Origin of the sequence: Pedobacter hartonius (assembly GCF_900107535.1) — a bacterium.
Lineage (GTDB): Bacteria > Bacteroidota > Bacteroidia > Sphingobacteriales > Sphingobacteriaceae > Pedobacter > Pedobacter hartonius.
This window is the reverse complement of record NZ_FNRA01000013.1, coordinates 96,908-112,259: the sequence shown is the minus strand read 5'-3', so window position 1 is coordinate 112,259 and position 15,352 is coordinate 96,908. Positions and strand designations below refer to the sequence as shown.

Here is a 15,352-nt window from a genome sequence, read left to right as displayed (position 1 = left end):
AACAAACACAGCCGGTCAGTGGTTAACACAGAATTGTTGGATGATTAAATGACAGGAATTAAAAGATGGTAGGTATTGTTAATTACGGGGCAGGGAATATCTTTTCCCTCACTTCAGCCTTATCCAGGCTCGGGATCACCTATGGAATGATCAATTCTGAGGTAGAATTTGATCTGTACTCACATATCATTATCCCTGGCGTAGGACATGCCGGGGCAGCAATGGATAAACTGAACCAGAGCGGTTTAGTGGATAAGATCAGGTCATTAACAAAACCTGTACTGGGTATTTGTGTTGGAATGCAGCTGCTGACAGACCATTCCGAAGAGGGTGATGTCACCCTGACGAATATCATTCCCCTGCAAACCAAACTCTTTGATAAAGCGCTGGGTATCAAGATTCCCCATATGGGTTGGAATAATGTAGAGATCAAAAACAATTTACTGTTCGAAGGTGTTGAAAATCAGACACAATTTTACTTTGTGCATTCGTATTTTATTGAATATAACCCTACTTTTGGAATCGCAACTGCTGATTATGGCCAGGAATATTCGGCAGCAATACAAAAGGATAATTTTTATGGGGTGCAGTTCCACCCAGAGAAGTCCGGTGCTGCCGGAGAACGTTTATTATTGAATTTTTCAAACTTAAAATAACAAGATGTACATTATTCCCGCTATAGATATTTTAGATGGCAAAGTTGTCCGGTTGAGAGAAGGCGACTACAACCAAAAAACAGTATATGAAGTCTCGATTGCCGAAATGATCGAAACTTATCGGTCTAACGGTACAGAATTCATTCATATTATTGACCTTAACGGCGCCAAAGGGGATTTCAGCAACCAGGCTGAACTTTTTGAGATTATCCGCAAAACGGATATGCGTGTTCAGTACGGAGGTGGTATCCGTACCATCGAACAGGTAACCAACCTGCTTGATGCCGGTATTCACCGCGTGATCGTCGGTACGCAGGCCATCACAAATCCTGATTTCCTTGCCGAACTCAGCAAAGAAGTAGGCAAGAAATATGATTATGCCAACCGTATTGTGATCGCTATCGATGTGCTTGATGAGGTGATCAAATACTCAGGCTGGATGGAAAGCTCTCCGATTAAACTGATGGATTACGTTGACAAATGTCTTCAACTGGGCTTTTTCAGGTTCCTCTGCACGGATATCAACAAAGATGGCAAACTGGGCGGTGCCGCAGTAGACCTCTATAAGAAATTACTGGAACACTCTCCGTTCATTAAGCTGATCGCTTCGGGAGGCGTGAGTTCTATGGAAGATATCGAAGAACTGGCAAAACTGGAAGTACGATCGGTAGTCGTTGGAAAAGCGATCTATGAAAACCGCATCACTATTGATGAGATCAAGGAATGGAACCTTAGGGCAATGACTTCCCTGTAATCCATGCTGAGTAAACGTATCATTCCCTGTCTGGACGTGAAGGACGGAAGGACAGTAAAAGGTGTTAATTTCGTGGATCTTAAGGATGCCGGAGACCCCGTAGAGCTGGCATGGCAATATGCACAGCAGGGAGCAGACGAACTGGTATTCCTGGATATTACCGCTACCCATGAGCGTCGCAAAACGATGATCGAAATGGTGAAATCTGTAGCCAGGCAACTCAATATCCCCTTTACTATAGGTGGTGGTATCACTGAGATCGCTGACGCCGAAGCACTGCTGAATGCAGGTGCCGATAAGATCAGCATCAACTCTGCAGCAGTGAAAAACCCGCAGCTGATCGCTGACCTGGCCAAGGTATTTGGTGTACAGTTTGTTGTGGTTGCCGTGGACACCAAACTGGTTGGCGGCAGGAATATGGTGCACCTGAACGGCGGCAGACTGATCACAGAACTGGAAACAGAAAAATGGATCAAACAGGCGGAAGAACTGGGTGCCGGAGAGATTCTGCTGACCTCAATGGACCATGATGGTACAAAACAGGGGTTCGACTGTAATTTATTGCAAACGATCAGCCAGATGATCAATATCCCCGTCATCGCCTCTGGCGGAGCCGGAAAAATTGAACACTTTACAGAAGTTTTTACAACTACAGGTGTTGATGCCGCTTTGGCTGCATCTGTCTTTCATTTTGGTGAAATACCGATCCCTGTGCTGAAGAACGAATTAAAAAAACACAACATACCAGTAAGGTTATGACTATAGATTTTGAAAAAACCAATGGCTTGGTGCCTGTAATCATTCAGGATGTACAAACATTGGAAGTGTTAATGCTGGGGTATATGAACCAGGAAGCATGGACTAAAACACAGGCAGAAGGAAAAGTGACCTTTTATTCGCGCACTAAAAACCGCCTGTGGACCAAGGGAGAAGAAAGCGGAAACTTCCTCTATGTAAAAGAGACACATATCGATTGCGATAATGATACGATACTGATTAAGGCTACACCAGTGGGGCCAACCTGCCATACCGGCAGCAGAAGCTGTTTTAAAACGAACTTCAACCAGAACTTTATCTTTGAACTGGAAAAGATCATTGGCGACAGGTATGACAACCCTACAGAGGAATCTTATGTGAATAAACTCCGCAAAAAAGGGCTCAATAAGATCGCACAGAAAGTTGGTGAAGAAGGTGTGGAGACAGTGATCGCTGCACTCAATGAAACTGATGTGGATTTTGTAAATGAAAGTTCTGACCTGGTGTTCCACCTGCTGGTACTGCTAAGGGAAAAGGGTAAAACACTGGCTGATATAGGTATAAACCTGGAAGGCAGGCACAAATAGACCCTGATTATGCTGAAACATCTAAAATCACTGAGTGGTCATCAGAACCCTGTCTATGCGCTGGACAACTCCGGCAAAGACGGAATCTTTTTTACCGGTGGAAATGATAAAGGCGTAGTAGAGTGGTCACTGGAAAAAATGAGCTTTTTAAAGGTGCTGATGCCTGTAAAAAGTTCGGTTTATAGCCTGCATTATCACAATGACCAGCTTTTTGTTGGGCAGCGCAGTGGTGAGGTCAATATCTTTGATCTTGAAACGCAAACCGTTAAGACCAGCTTTCAGGCGCATGAAAAACCGGTCTTTGACATTATTGCTATCCCGTCCAAGCAGGAGTTTCTGACGGCCAGCGAAGACGGAACGGTCGGCGTATGGTCGCTTACTGATTATTCTTTGCTGTACCGTATTCCTGTTTCATACGATACGGTAAGATCGATTGCAATCAGCCCTGATACGCAATACGCGGCTTTTGGCTGTAAGGACAATATGATCAGGATCTACAACCTGAAGGACTACAGTCTGGTTCATACCCTGGAAAAACATACGTTACCAGTAACCTCAGTTCAGTATTCGCCTGATGGAAAATACCTGATCTCAGGCGGCAGGGATGCACAGCTCAATTTCTGGTCACTGCCTGATTATGAATTCCAGCACAATATCCCGGCGCACCTTTTTAGTGTATATGGAATTGCCTTCAACCCGGTACTCCCCTATTTCGCTACAGCAAGCCAGGACAAAAGCATTAAGTTATGGGGTGCGGAAGACCTGAGGTTATACAAGATCCTCAGTATAGAGAAAAACACAAACGGGCACACCCATTCCATTAATAAACTGGTATGGACGCCGGACGGCAGGTACCTGATCACCATCGGGGACGATAAGTTGGTGATGATCTGGGAGTGGGAATAAATACGAGAGTTGAAGAACAGCAAAATAGATGAAATATTCTTTATAAGAAATATTATTCATTTCAGCTTCATGAACTACTAAAAGTATGATAATATTTCTATTTCATTAGATTACCTCGATTATGAGTTTATCAGCACCGGTAAAAACACGGTTGTATCAAATGGCCATTCATCATGCATATGAAGAGATCAACGAAACATTTGATATTTATGGTTTGAACAGAATCGCTAAAGACTATATCCCAGTCCGATTTAAAAGAGGTATCAATTTTGATGGCTTCTTATTTAAAAGAAAGGAATTTCTATCGGAGGTGAATACCTAAAAATTGAATTTTGAATTGGGAAAAAGTATATTGCTTTCCTTCATTTTCTCCGGCACTATTTTAGAATATTTATCAAGAGATTTATCGAAGGTAAGATTGACTCCCAATAATTTAGCAAACTCCCTCAGCTCTTTTCGATATCTTTTTTATAGTAATACTGGCTGTAAATACAATACAAATGTAAACGATATAATTTAAAATTTCAAATGTATCAGATTTAAAATACACAATAAATTACTAAATATTCCATATAGTTAAACATAAGCATCTATCTCTGCTTAACAATGATGATCATCTGGGAGTGGGAATAATCCAAGGCGCTAAAAAAACCTTTTAATAATCCTTAACTTATGGGTATATCTGCCCAGTTCCGTATTATAAATTCCCTGGTCATCGATCGGATCAATCCGTACCCTTCCTGATGCATGAATGATCCTGTCCGGGCTTAATATGACACCCACATGCACAATCCTGCCTTCGGCATTATCAAAAAAGGCAAGATCACCGGTTTTTACTTCAGGCAGAAAATTGACGGTATCACCCTGTTCTGCCTGCTGCCAGGCATCCCTTCTGATGCGGATACCCGCAAGTTTATATACAGCCTGAGAGAAACCCGAACAATCAATCCCAAACAAAGTCCTTCCGCCCCACAGATAAGGTGCATTCATGAAAAACATGGCCAGTTCTTTAATTTTCTCTTCAGTAGCTGAAGGTACCTGGTAAGGTTCAAACGTTACCCCGAACTTATTCCCCCCGATTTCGCATGATCCGCCTGCATAAGCAGGCAAATTAGCCGAAGCAGTCAAATAGAACTGGCTGCCGTCCGCAGCAGTAACCGTATTCAGTACCGCCGGCGGTACCAGGGTATGATAATTCTGGTTACGCTCATATTCTTCCCGGGTAATCACAGTCAGCTGTTTAAAATCCATCCAGCCTTCATAACCGTCATAAGCATTACGGATACGCCACCAGGGCTCAGCCTGTCCGAGTACTTCAACAGCATCTCCAAATAACAATTGTGTGGCAATCTCTGCTTTATCAGAGGCCGCCGGCCTCAGGGCTGCAATGGCTACTCTGCAAATCGCGAATTTCTGTTCCATAGTAAAATATCGGTGCGTAAAAATAATGATCCCGAACTAATAAACCTCATTTTAAACATTTGATTCATAAAATTGTTAATTTGGTATTACAAATTAATCACTCATATTTATGAACTTCAGGAAGATATTAATAGCCGTTGACAATAGTACCTGCGCTGAGAAGGCTGCAAAATCGGGCTATGAACTGGCAAAGACCTTTGATGCAGAGGTTGCGCTCGCCAATATCATAGAGCCTATACCTGCTACGATCAACCAGGATCTTACCATTGCACCAGTTTTCCTCGAAACTTATGATAACAGTGAGGAACATAGCCATGTATTACTCGAAGAACTAGAAAAAACTTATTCCGGTGGCGTAAAGACAACATATCTTAGTGTAATTGACAGCGCTGCACACGGCATCATCAACCAGGCTGAAGAATGGGGCGCCGACCTGATCGTGATCGGTACTTATGGCAGAAGCGGTCTCTACCACTTTTTGATGGGCAGTGTTGCAGAACATGTGGCACGCAAATCTGCATGTCCTGTATTGATCATTCCAAACAAAGCCGAGGTATAGAAAAATCCATCATAAAACAGAAAAGGACGCATATGCGTCCTTTTCTGTTTTATGATGCTCAGGACTAGCCTTCCTGGTGTAACCAGGCTTTTTTCTTCAATAATTCTTCTTCTGTTTCACGGATGTCTTCGTCATCCACACAACAGTCTACAGGGCAAACAGCGGCACACTGAGGCTCATCATGGAAACCTTTGCACTCTGTACACTTGTCTGACACGATATAATAAACCTCGTCAGAAACTGCTTCCTGTGCCGCACCAGCATCAATCTCCTTGTCACCGAAATCAATGATTCCGTCCAGATTGGTGCCATCTGAAAATCGCCAGGCCGTACCTGCGTCATATATTGCATTATTTGGGCATTCAGGCTCACATGCTCCGCAATTAATACATTCGTCTGTTATTTTAATAGCCATGTCTTAGTATAAATCTATTTGCTAAAGTTACCTTTGCACTGCAAATATAACAATTTATCCTTTAAAATCATTCCAAACATGCCAAGCCTTACCGCTGAAAAGTTAATTATTGCATTTCACAAACTAAGTGATTTCCTGAATCAGCCAGATGATGAATTCAACAGCGTAACCGATTTAGCAATTCATCACAATGCGTGGTTCCAGCCGGAAGAAGTGCAGCGGTCCCTATCCTCCTTCAGGGAGATGCTGAACCCCGCAGCGCTGGAAAAATGGTTTGAAGGGATTAAGGTAACCGGAACCCCGAAAAACATTGGAATGATCCTGGCAGGAAATATCCCTATGGTGGGCTTCCACGATATACTTTGCGTACTGGCTACCGGAAATACTGCAGTGATTAAGCTCTCTTCTTCAGATAATAAACTGCTCCCGGCACTGCTCAGACAGCTGGTCATCTTTGAACCGGCACTTGGAAAAAGAATTGTTTTCGCAGAGCGCCTCAAAGATTTTGATGCCATTATCGCTACCGGCAGTAACAATTCATCCAGGTATTTCGACTACTATTTCGGAAAGGTACCTAACATTATAAGGAAGAACAGGAACAGCATCGCCGTACTGAACGGCAAAGAACAGACAGAAGACATAGCCCTGCTTGGCCACGATATCTTTGACTACTTTGGTCTCGGCTGCCGTAACGTGTCCAAGATCTATCTTCCCGAAGGTTATGAGATTAAAAATTTCTTCGAACCCCTGGAAAAGTTTCAGCCCATCATCAATCATTTTAAATACAATAACAACTACGACTATAACAAATCGATCTATCTTGTAAATTCTGCCCCGCACTATGACAATGGCTTCCTGCTATTAAAAGAAGATACAGGCCTTTCCTCTCCGCTTGCGGTCCTGTATTTTGAATACTACAAAAGCCTGAATGATTTAAATGAAAAGCTTATCTCTATGCAGGACAACATTCAATGTGTGGTTACCAGTACTGAACTTCAGCTTGAAAGTGGTATCGTAACCTTCGGCCAGAGTCAGCATCCTGCCTTATGGGATTACGCAGATAATGTGAATACTATAGATTTCCTGAACAGCCTATAACGGATAACTGTTAACTCTTACGGTGATCTGATTATTTTGTTATTGCGGTCTGCCCGGGCATACCCCGATCTTAGCAAAACCTTACCACAGCTATACCCCGGCCTTGCCTAAGGGGGTATAGCCGCGGTATAGCTGTGGCATCCGGAAAGTACGCATGGGCTATGTTCGGGAGGACTGGTTGGACATTCCTTTACAGGTCGTATAAGAGCACTTAATAACGCCGTAGATTGCAGTAGAAGATCGTTCCAAAACAATAAGATGCATAAAAGAGTAGTGTAACAGTATTCTTCGTTTCGTAATTCTCATTTTGAAACACTATTTTTGAACAAAATGTATGTAATCAAAGTTAAAGGCATTGCCAAAATACCAGACTATGTTCAGTTAAGGGACGATAAGTTTACGCTGCTGGCCTATTTCAGGGTAGACAGGCCAGACAAGTCGCTCGATAAACTGGGCCTTGGCCACAAGCTGCCTTACATTATGGACCTGGTAAAAGAACTACCATTTGGTCAGATTGCAAAATTAGATATTTAAAACAATGACAGGAAACGCGGTTATCAATTTAAAGAACGTAGATGTATTTCAACAGAAACACCTGGTGTTATCCAACGTAAACCTCAATATAGACAAAGGTGAATTTGTATTTTTAATCGGCCAGACCGGATCGGGAAAAAGCAGTTTGCTGAAAATCATTTACGGGGATCTTCATATTGGTAACGGAGAAGGACAGATAGCCGGCTTCGATCTGAAAAAACTGGCGGAAAGGGATGTTCCTTTCCTGCGCAGGAAACTGGGTATCGTATTCCAGGATTTCCAGCTGCTGACAGACCGGACAGTTGAAAAAAATCTCGACTTTGTGCTGAAAGCTACCGGATGGAAAGACAAAAAACTGATCGAAGAACGTGTGAAGGACGTACTTGAAAAAGTAGGCCTGCGCTCAAAAATCAGGAAAATGCCGCATGAGCTTTCCGGTGGTGAACAACAGCGTGTAGTCATCGCACGTTCGCTGCTGAACAACCCTGATATTATTCTTGCTGATGAGCCTACCGGAAATTTAGACCCCGATACTTCTGAAGAGATCGTATTGCTGTTAAAACAGATCAGCCAGAGCGGAACAGCGGTACTGATGGCCACACATGATTACCATATCATACGCACCCTACCATCGCGCATTATCAAATGTGAGGCCGGCATAGTGCATGAGGATGCCACAATAAACTAGGCTATTCCTGACAAAATTTTCCTTTTCAGCCAATATGTACAGTGTTGTTCAAACAAAACTGACAGCATGGCTGATATATTCCATTGGCAAACATTTTGACTTTATACACAAAAATTCTACTATAGTATGTTTAGCAAGAAGAAACCGAACGATACAGAAAATCCTACTACGGAAAACACTGCTGAAGAGCAGTTGAACCAAGAGCAAAACGAAGACGCAGGTGCGGCAACTGAAGAAACAGTTACAGAACCGGTGGAGGAGATTTCTGCAGAAGAAAAGCTAAAATTGGAAAATGCAGCGCTGAATGACAAATACTTACGTCTTTTTGCTGAATTTGATAATTTTAAAAGACGTACACAGAAAGAACGTGTAGAACTTTTACAGACAGCAGGTAAGGATGTAATCATCTCTATGCTTCCTGTTCTTGATGATTTTGACCGTGCAAATAAAGCGACTGAAAACGCTACTGATATCAACGCCATCCGTGAGGGAGTGCAGCTGGTACATACCAAACTTAAAAGCATTCTGGCGCAGAAAGGCTTGAAAGAACAGGAAAGTATCAATACTGTTTTTGATACAGATCTTCATGAAGCTATTACTAAAATCCCTGCCCCTACAGACGAGCTGAAAGGAAAGGTTATAGACGAATTAGAAAAAGGTTATACGTTAAATGACAAAGTGATCCGCTTTGCAAAAGTTGTTGTTGGTAGTTAATTATGAGTAAAAGAGATTATTACGATATCCTTGGCGTAGCTAAAAACTCTTCACCTGAAGAGATTAAAAAAGCTTACAGAAAGCTGGCTATAAAATACCATCCGGACAAAAACCCGGATGACCATACGGCGGAGGATAAGTTCAAAGAAGCAGCTGAAGCGTATGAAGTGCTGAGCAACCCTGAGAAAAAACAACGTTATGACCATTACGGTCATGCCGGTGTTGGAGGAGCATCAGGTGGCGGCAGCGGTTATGGCGGCGGCGGCATGAATATGGAAGATATTTTCAGCCAGTTTGGCGATATCTTTGGTGGCGGCGGTGGTGGCGGCAGTCCTTTCGAAAGCTTTTTCGGCGGGCAGCAGCGCGGCGGCGGCGGCGGCAGGCGTGTGGCCAAAGGATCCAATCTGCGTATTAAGGTAAAACTTACTCTTGAGGAAATAGCGCATGGCGCAGAGAAAAAAATAAAGGTGAACAAACAGGTGGTTTGTAAAACCTGTGACGGTAGCGGTGCAAAAGACAAGTCTTCTATCAGTACCTGTAAAAGCTGTGGTGGAAGTGGCTCTGTTCGCAGGGTGACCAATACCATTCTGGGGCAAATGCAAACTACCTCTACCTGCCCTACCTGTAACGGATCAGGCAGTCAGATCACTTCCAAATGTACATCTTGTCATGGTGAAGGAACCGTACGCGGTGAGGAAACCATTTCAATCAATATCCCTGCAGGAGTAAGTGACGGTATGCAACTGAGCATGAGCGGAAAAGGGAATGCTGCCCCTAACGGCGGTATCCCGGGAGACCTGATCATCCTGATCGAGGAAATCCCTCATGAAACGCTGAAACGCGAAGGTAATAATGTGGTGTATGACCTGCACCTGAGCATTGTTGACGCAGCCCTCGGTTATAGTGCAGAAGTACCTACGATCGATGGAAAAGCGAAGATTAAAATTGAACCCGGAACACAAAGCGGAAAGCTGCTGAGGCTGAAAGCTAAAGGTATTCCTGAAGTAAATTCTTACCACCGCGGAGATCAGATCATTCATGTGAATATCTGGACACCAAAAGTACTGAGCAGTGAAGAACGCAGTATCCTTGAAAAATTAAGAGATTCTCCCAACTTTAAACCTCAGCCAGGTAAAAACGACAAGAGCTTCTTCGAAAAAATGAAAGAATACTTCGAATAATATATCCGGACAAATAAAAAAAGCTACCCTTTAAAGGTGGCTTTTTTTATGCCGGAAAACTTTAATAAAAAAGTGTTGTTGTGTGAACAATTATGGATAGACTTCAACAAAGCATTTACACACTACTTTTCTTTTTTTTAACATTTGCCGGCTTGTATTTTGCTGCCGGTTTCCTCATCCCCCTGGCCCTCGCTGCAGTATTTGCAATGCTTTTCTCCCGCTTATCGGGATGGTTTGAACGGATAGGAATGAGCCGGGGCCTCGCCTCCTTCCTTTGCATAGTGATCTTTCTTTCTGCAATTGCTGTTATCGTATTTTTACTGGCCTGGCAACTGAGCGGATTTGCTGATAATATAGACCTTATGAAAGAGCGGGTGGTGACCCTGTTCACCAATCTCCGCCATTGGTTGCATGAAAGTACTGGCATCACGATGAAGCAGCAGCAACAAATGGCAAAAGAAAGCAGCGCAGGAAGCAGTGCAGGGACTATGCTGGCAACCTTTGCAGGCAGCATCATGGGAATCATGGTCAATACCATACTGGTCATTGTCTACATGTTTCTTTTTCTGGTATACCGTTCACACATCAAAAAATTCATCCTCAAACTCGTTCCGCCAGACGACAAGAGTACGGCTGATCATATTGTCCATAAGGCCGGAGATGTAGCACAGCAGTACTTAAGCGGACTGGGCATGATGATCGTACTGCTCTGGGTAATGTACGGCATCGGATTTAGTATTGTAGGTGTTGAAAGCGCCATCTTCTTTGCAGTGCTCTGCGGAATTCTCGAGATCATTCCCTTTATAGGCAATCTTACAGGTACCTCCCTGACAGTGCTGGCCGTGGTAGCACAGGGTGGAGATACCAAAATGATCATCGGGGTACTGGTCACCTATGCGCTGGTGCAATTTATCCAAACCTATATACTAGAACCACTTATCGTAGGGGAACAGGTGAACATCAACCCGCTTTTTACAATTCTGGTGATCGTTCTCGGAGAAATGGTATGGGGCGTTGCGGGAATGATTCTCGCCATCCCCCTCCTGGGAATCGTTAAAATCATATGTGACCGGGTGCCCCAGCTGCAGCCTTACGGCTTTCTGATTGGAACAGAAAACCAGCGCAATAAAAAAACCGGTCTAATTGACAAAATTAAGCTGTTGCTTGCAAAATAACAACATCATATTTAAACGCATTTTTACCACAATGGGACGCTTCCGGCAGTAAAAGAAGGCTGATTTTTCTCCCCTGCCTCAAATGCTGATTAATTTTGTAACATTTCCTTTCTTTTATATACTAATATAGAACTAAAACTATTTCTATGTTAAGCGTAAACAATATTGTGAAACAATATGCGGCGCACCGTGCCCTCGATGATGTAAGTCTGACGGTAGAGCAGGGAAAAATATTCGGGCTTCTGGGCCCCAATGGCGCAGGCAAAACCTCCCTTATCAGGATCATCACACAAATTACGGCCCCCGATAGCGGAGAGGTGATCTTTAACGGACAGCGTTTAAATTCAAATCATATTTCCCGGATCGGATATCTGCCTGAAGAACGCGGCTTATATAAAAAAATGGAGATCGGCGAACAGGTGCTTTATCTGGCCAGGCTGAAAGGCCTCAGCATGGCTGAAGCCACCAAAAGGGTAAAATACTGGTTCGAGAAACTGGAAATGGGCAGCTGGTGGAATAAAAAAGTAGAAGATCTGAGTAAGGGGATGCAGCAAAAGGTGCAGTTTGTGGTCACGGTCTTACATCAGCCGGAGCTGATCATCCTTGATGAGCCATTCTCCGGCTTTGACCCTGTAAATGCAGAGATTATAAAGAACGAGATCCTGGAACTGAACAGACAGGGTGCAACTTTTATCTTCTCCACACACCGCATGGAATCCGTAGAGGAACTGTGTGACAGCATTGCCCTGATACACCGTTCAAGGAAGATCCTGGATGGTGCTGTTGAAGATATCAAAGAACAGTACAGGAACAATACCTACTGGGTGGAATATGAAGGGGATTACAATACTGAACTTCCATCCGGTATATTTGATATTTTGTATAAGGATATCAAAAGGGGAAAGACAACACTAAAAGTACAGCTGAAAGAAGGGCAAACCTCTAACCAGCTCCTGTCTGTATTACTGCCGGTGGTAAATATTCAGCGCCTGGACGAAGTGATCCCTACGATGAACGATATTTTTATTGACAAGGTTAAAACCAAAGATTAACGCCATGAACAAGATCTTACTCATTATACAAAGAGAATACCTGTCAAGGGTAAAGAAAAAGTCATTCATAGTGATGACACTGACCACGCCCATGATCATTGCCGGGTTCTACGGTATGATGATCTATTTCTCCCTCCAGGGAATCAAAGGTAGCTCCAATAAAATAGCTGTAGTGAACAATAACAAAACCCTGACCGAGAAACTCATCTCTTCAAAAAATGCAACGTATACCTATGTAAACAAATCACTGCCGCAGATGAAAGCTGAACTGGCAAAAACAGGTTATGATTATGTGCTTTACCTACCCGGGTTCAGCCTGGATGCCCCATCGGGGATACAGCTGCTGGGTACCAAACAGGCCGGCATGAGCTTAAACTCAAGGGTGGCCGACGATATCGGAAATGCGATCCGCAACCAGAAACTGAAACAAAGCGGGCTGGCCCAGAAGGACCTCGATAACCTGAAATCATCAGTGGATATCGACATAAAGAAAATCGGTGAAACAGGCAAAGAAGAAGATTCCAGCGCCGGTGCCAGTACCATTATCGCCTATGCAGGCGGAATACTGATGTTTCTGTTTATCCTGATGTACGGCATCCAGGTGATGCGTGGCGTGATCGAGGAAAAAACAAACCGTATCATAGAGGTGATGATCTCTTCAGTAAAACCTTTTCAGCTGATGATGGGCAAGATCATCGGGATAGCTCTGGTGGGCCTTACACAGTTCATCCTGTGGATCGTGCTGACGGGGATCATCTCCACCGCTGTGCTAAAGATCTATGCCGGTAAAACTGGTATCACTGAAACGTCGGTTTCGGCAGCTTTGCAGCAGCAGAACAAAGATAAGATGATCAAAGAGGCAACGGACAAAAGCCCGGTCGGAAATATACAGAAAAGCCTGGCAAACCTTGACCTGACAAAGATCATCACCTTGTTCCTGTTTTTCTTTTTAGGGGGTTACCTGTTTTACAGCGCATTATATGCTGCAATAGGTTCTGCTGTAGACAGCGAAACGGAAACGCAGCAGTTTATGTTTCCCGTCATGATGCCGCTGCTGCTGGGGTACACGCTCTCCTTAAGTGTGGTCACAAATGATCCCTACGGAAATATTGCATTCTGGTTATCTGTCATCCCTTTTACCTCTCCTATCGCAATGATGGTAAGGTTACCCTATGGTGTGCCCGACTGGCAGCTGGCCCTATCAATGGTTTTGCTGATCCTGGGTTTCATAGGCACCGTATGGGTGGCTTCCAGGATATACAGGGTAGGAATACTGATGTACGGCAAGAAAACCAGCCTGAAAGAAATGATCAAGTGGTTTACTTATAAGAATTGATATCTTTAATCGTTATTTGATAAAAAAGAATGAAAGCAGCAGTCATAGATCTCGGTACAAATACCTTCCATTTGATTATAGCAGAAATATCTTCTAAAGGTGTAACCCTGATCTATAAAACCAATGTTCCTGTACGGCTTGGCGAAGGCCGCATTAACGATCATGTGATCATTCCCGAAGCTTTTGAGCGGGGCATTGCAACGCTGAAAGATTTCAGAAACGAAATTGACCGGCATGAGGTGGCGGTGGTCAGGGCCATTGCCACCTCTGCCATACGCAGCGCGGCAAACGGGGCAGATTTTGTCAGCTCGGCAGCAGACAGGGCCGGGATTGCTATTGAAGTGATCAGCGGGGAGGATGAGGCGGCCTTTATATTCCAGGGGGTTAAAGCCACCGGCATTATCCGCACAACTTCCCTCATCATGGATATCGGCGGGGGAAGTACCGAATTTATCATTTGTAATGCAGAGGGTTATCTCTGGAAGAAAAGCTATAATATCGGGGCTGCAAGGCTCATGCAAGCATATTTTCACTCAGACCCGATCAGTACCCGAGATCAGCTGTCCATCCGGCAGCGGCTGACGAAGGAACTGCCCGACCTGCTGCAGGCCTGTGTTATTTACAAGCCCGAAGTACTCATTGGCTCTGCCGGCGCATTCGAAACCTTCGCAGCAATGCTGCTGGAAGATATTGATATCAAAAGTATAAGTTCAGCTTCGCTGGATGCAGAAGACTACAAGAGACTCGCTGCAAAACTGGTGGGTTCAAGCCATGCGGAAAGGACAGCCATGCCAAACCTCATCCCGCTGAGGGTGGATATGATTGTCATTGCAGCGCTGATCACCAGTTATGTAATGGAGAAGACCGGCCTGAGATCCATCAGCCTCTCTACCTATGACCTTAAGATGGGTGTTCTCTACAGTAGCTGGGAAGATCAGAAATCCGATAATGCCATATAAAGTTTTTCTGTAGGCAGGCCCATGACATTGGTATAGGAACCAATGATTTTCTCTACGGCGATAAAACCCAGCCAGTCCTGAATTCCGTAAGAACCTGCTTTGTCGAAGGGATGATAATTGCTGATATAATGTTCAATCTCCTCTTCGCTAAGCACCCTGAACCATACTTCTGTCCTATCATAAAAAGTTTTGAGCTGATCCCTATAGGCAAGGCTTACCCCAGTATATACCTGGTGGGCGGTTCCTGAAAGTTTAGCTAACATTTCAAGTGCATGTGTGGCATCAGCGGGTTTACCCATGATCTCCCCGTTATAAGCGACGATCGTATCGGCCGTAATGACGAGGCTGTTTTCCCGCTCAGCAGTAAAGGCCAGTGCTTTCTTTTCAGCGATATAACAGGCAATCTCCGCGGGAGAAAGCTGATCGGGGTAACTTTCATCAACTTCCTTTAAAAGCACGTTAAAATGGAGCCCCATGGCTTGCATAAGCTCCTGGCGGCGCGGTGATTTAGAGGCGAGGATCAGTGGAGTGGTTTGCTTGTACATATGATTTAATAATGT

General features: G+C 44.0%; 19 protein-coding genes. 16 read left to right on the top strand and 3 right to left on the bottom strand.

Features of this window, described 5'->3' with window-relative positions:
* Positions 1 to 65: 65 nt before the first annotated feature.
* The 6 genes from hisH to BLW16_RS23060 all read left to right on the top strand — a co-directional run bounded on the left by hisH (position 66) and on the right by BLW16_RS23060 (position 3,981).
* Positions 66 to 656 carry an imidazole glycerol phosphate synthase subunit HisH gene (hisH, locus tag BLW16_RS19655; protein WP_090559585.1) on the top strand — a complete coding sequence of 197 codons (591 nt, stop codon included), beginning with the start codon at positions 66 to 68 and terminating at the stop codon, positions 654 to 656.
* Positions 657 to 660: 4 nt separating this feature from the next.
* Positions 661 to 1,410 (top strand): 1-(5-phosphoribosyl)-5-[(5-phosphoribosylamino)methylideneamino]imidazole-4-carboxamide isomerase, encoded by a 750-nt coding sequence (gene hisA, locus BLW16_RS19650; RefSeq protein ID WP_090559584.1) that lies wholly within the window; start codon positions 661 to 663, stop codon positions 1,408 to 1,410.
* Positions 1,411 to 1,413: 3 nt separating this feature from the next.
* Positions 1,414 to 2,169, top strand: a complete 756-nt coding sequence (gene hisF, locus BLW16_RS19645; RefSeq protein WP_090559583.1) for an imidazole glycerol phosphate synthase subunit HisF — start codon at positions 1,414 to 1,416, stop codon at positions 2,167 to 2,169.
* Positions 2,166 to 2,753: a bifunctional phosphoribosyl-AMP cyclohydrolase/phosphoribosyl-ATP diphosphatase HisIE gene (gene hisIE / locus BLW16_RS19640; RefSeq protein ID WP_090559582.1), complete on the top strand. Its 588-nt coding sequence runs from the start codon at positions 2,166 to 2,168 to the stop codon at positions 2,751 to 2,753. The genes hisF and hisIE overlap by 4 nt, the downstream gene beginning before the upstream one ends.
* Positions 2,754 to 2,762: 9 nt before the next feature.
* On the top strand, positions 2,763 to 3,659 hold the full coding sequence (locus BLW16_RS19635) for a WD40 repeat domain-containing protein (RefSeq protein WP_090559581.1): 897 nt from the start codon (positions 2,763 to 2,765) through the stop codon (positions 3,657 to 3,659).
* Positions 3,660 to 3,780: 121 nt separating this feature from the next.
* A complete protein-coding gene (locus BLW16_RS23060) occupies positions 3,781 to 3,981 on the top strand; it encodes a DUF6934 family protein (RefSeq protein WP_139298361.1) in 201 nt (66 codons plus the stop codon).
* Between the two features lie 320 nt (positions 3,982 to 4,301).
* Here the strand turns inward: BLW16_RS23060 and BLW16_RS19630 are convergent, their stop codons facing one another.
* Positions 4,302 to 5,081, bottom strand: coding sequence for a C40 family peptidase (locus tag BLW16_RS19630; RefSeq protein ID WP_090559580.1), 780 nt, complete (start codon positions 5,079 to 5,081; stop codon positions 4,302 to 4,304).
* Positions 5,082 to 5,190: 109 nt separating this feature from the next.
* On the opposite strand from BLW16_RS19630, the gene BLW16_RS19625 reads away from it, so the two are divergent.
* Entirely contained in the window at positions 5,191 to 5,640 is a 450-nt protein-coding gene (locus BLW16_RS19625) for a universal stress protein (RefSeq protein WP_090559579.1), read from the top strand.
* 64 nt (positions 5,641 to 5,704) lie between these two features.
* Here the strand turns inward: BLW16_RS19625 and BLW16_RS19620 are convergent, their stop codons facing one another.
* Positions 5,705 to 6,055, bottom strand: a complete 351-nt coding sequence (locus tag BLW16_RS19620) for a 4Fe-4S dicluster domain-containing protein (RefSeq protein WP_090559578.1) — start codon at positions 6,053 to 6,055, stop codon at positions 5,705 to 5,707.
* A gap of 78 nt (positions 6,056 to 6,133) precedes the next feature.
* Between BLW16_RS19620 and BLW16_RS19615 the strand changes: the two genes are divergently transcribed.
* The 9 genes from BLW16_RS19615 to BLW16_RS19575 all read left to right on the top strand — a co-directional run bounded on the left by BLW16_RS19615 (position 6,134) and on the right by BLW16_RS19575 (position 14,792).
* On the top strand, positions 6,134 to 7,153 hold the full coding sequence (locus BLW16_RS19615) for an acyl-CoA reductase (RefSeq protein WP_090559577.1): 1,020 nt from the start codon (positions 6,134 to 6,136) through the stop codon (positions 7,151 to 7,153).
* Between the two features lie 330 nt (positions 7,154 to 7,483).
* Positions 7,484 to 7,687: a fructose-6-phosphate aldolase gene (locus BLW16_RS19610; protein ID WP_090559576.1), complete on the top strand. Its 204-nt coding sequence runs from the start codon at positions 7,484 to 7,486 to the stop codon at positions 7,685 to 7,687.
* A 4-nt stretch (positions 7,688 to 7,691) separates the two neighbouring features.
* Complete coding sequence (locus tag BLW16_RS19605) at positions 7,692 to 8,375, top strand: cell division ATP-binding protein FtsE (RefSeq protein WP_090559575.1); 684 nt, start codon at positions 7,692 to 7,694, stop codon at positions 8,373 to 8,375.
* A 126-nt stretch (positions 8,376 to 8,501) separates the two neighbouring features.
* Entirely contained in the window at positions 8,502 to 9,089 is a 588-nt protein-coding gene (locus BLW16_RS19600; protein ID WP_090559574.1) for a nucleotide exchange factor GrpE, read from the top strand.
* Between the two features lie 2 nt (positions 9,090 to 9,091).
* Positions 9,092 to 10,270 (top strand): molecular chaperone DnaJ, encoded by a 1,179-nt coding sequence (gene dnaJ, locus BLW16_RS19595; RefSeq protein WP_090559573.1) that lies wholly within the window; start codon positions 9,092 to 9,094, stop codon positions 10,268 to 10,270.
* A 92-nt stretch (positions 10,271 to 10,362) separates the two neighbouring features.
* A complete protein-coding gene (locus tag BLW16_RS19590) occupies positions 10,363 to 11,445 on the top strand; it encodes an AI-2E family transporter (RefSeq protein WP_090559572.1) in 1,083 nt (360 codons plus the stop codon).
* A 146-nt stretch (positions 11,446 to 11,591) separates the two neighbouring features.
* A complete protein-coding gene (locus BLW16_RS19585; protein ID WP_090559571.1) occupies positions 11,592 to 12,497 on the top strand; it encodes an ABC transporter ATP-binding protein in 906 nt (301 codons plus the stop codon).
* 4 nt (positions 12,498 to 12,501) lie between these two features.
* Positions 12,502 to 13,833: an ABC transporter permease gene (locus tag BLW16_RS19580; protein ID WP_090559570.1), complete on the top strand. Its 1,332-nt coding sequence runs from the start codon at positions 12,502 to 12,504 to the stop codon at positions 13,831 to 13,833.
* Between the two features lie 29 nt (positions 13,834 to 13,862).
* Entirely contained in the window at positions 13,863 to 14,792 is a 930-nt protein-coding gene (locus BLW16_RS19575) for a Ppx/GppA phosphatase family protein (RefSeq protein WP_090559569.1), read from the top strand.
* On the opposite strand, the gene BLW16_RS19570 is transcribed toward BLW16_RS19575, so the two are convergent.
* The gene (locus BLW16_RS19570; protein ID WP_090559568.1) at positions 14,768 to 15,337 is read right to left on the bottom strand and encodes a Maf family protein; all 570 of its coding nucleotides are present in this window, start codon (positions 15,335 to 15,337) and stop codon (positions 14,768 to 14,770) included. The genes BLW16_RS19575 and BLW16_RS19570 overlap by 25 nt on opposite strands.
* Positions 15,338 to 15,352 lie beyond the last annotated feature (15 nt).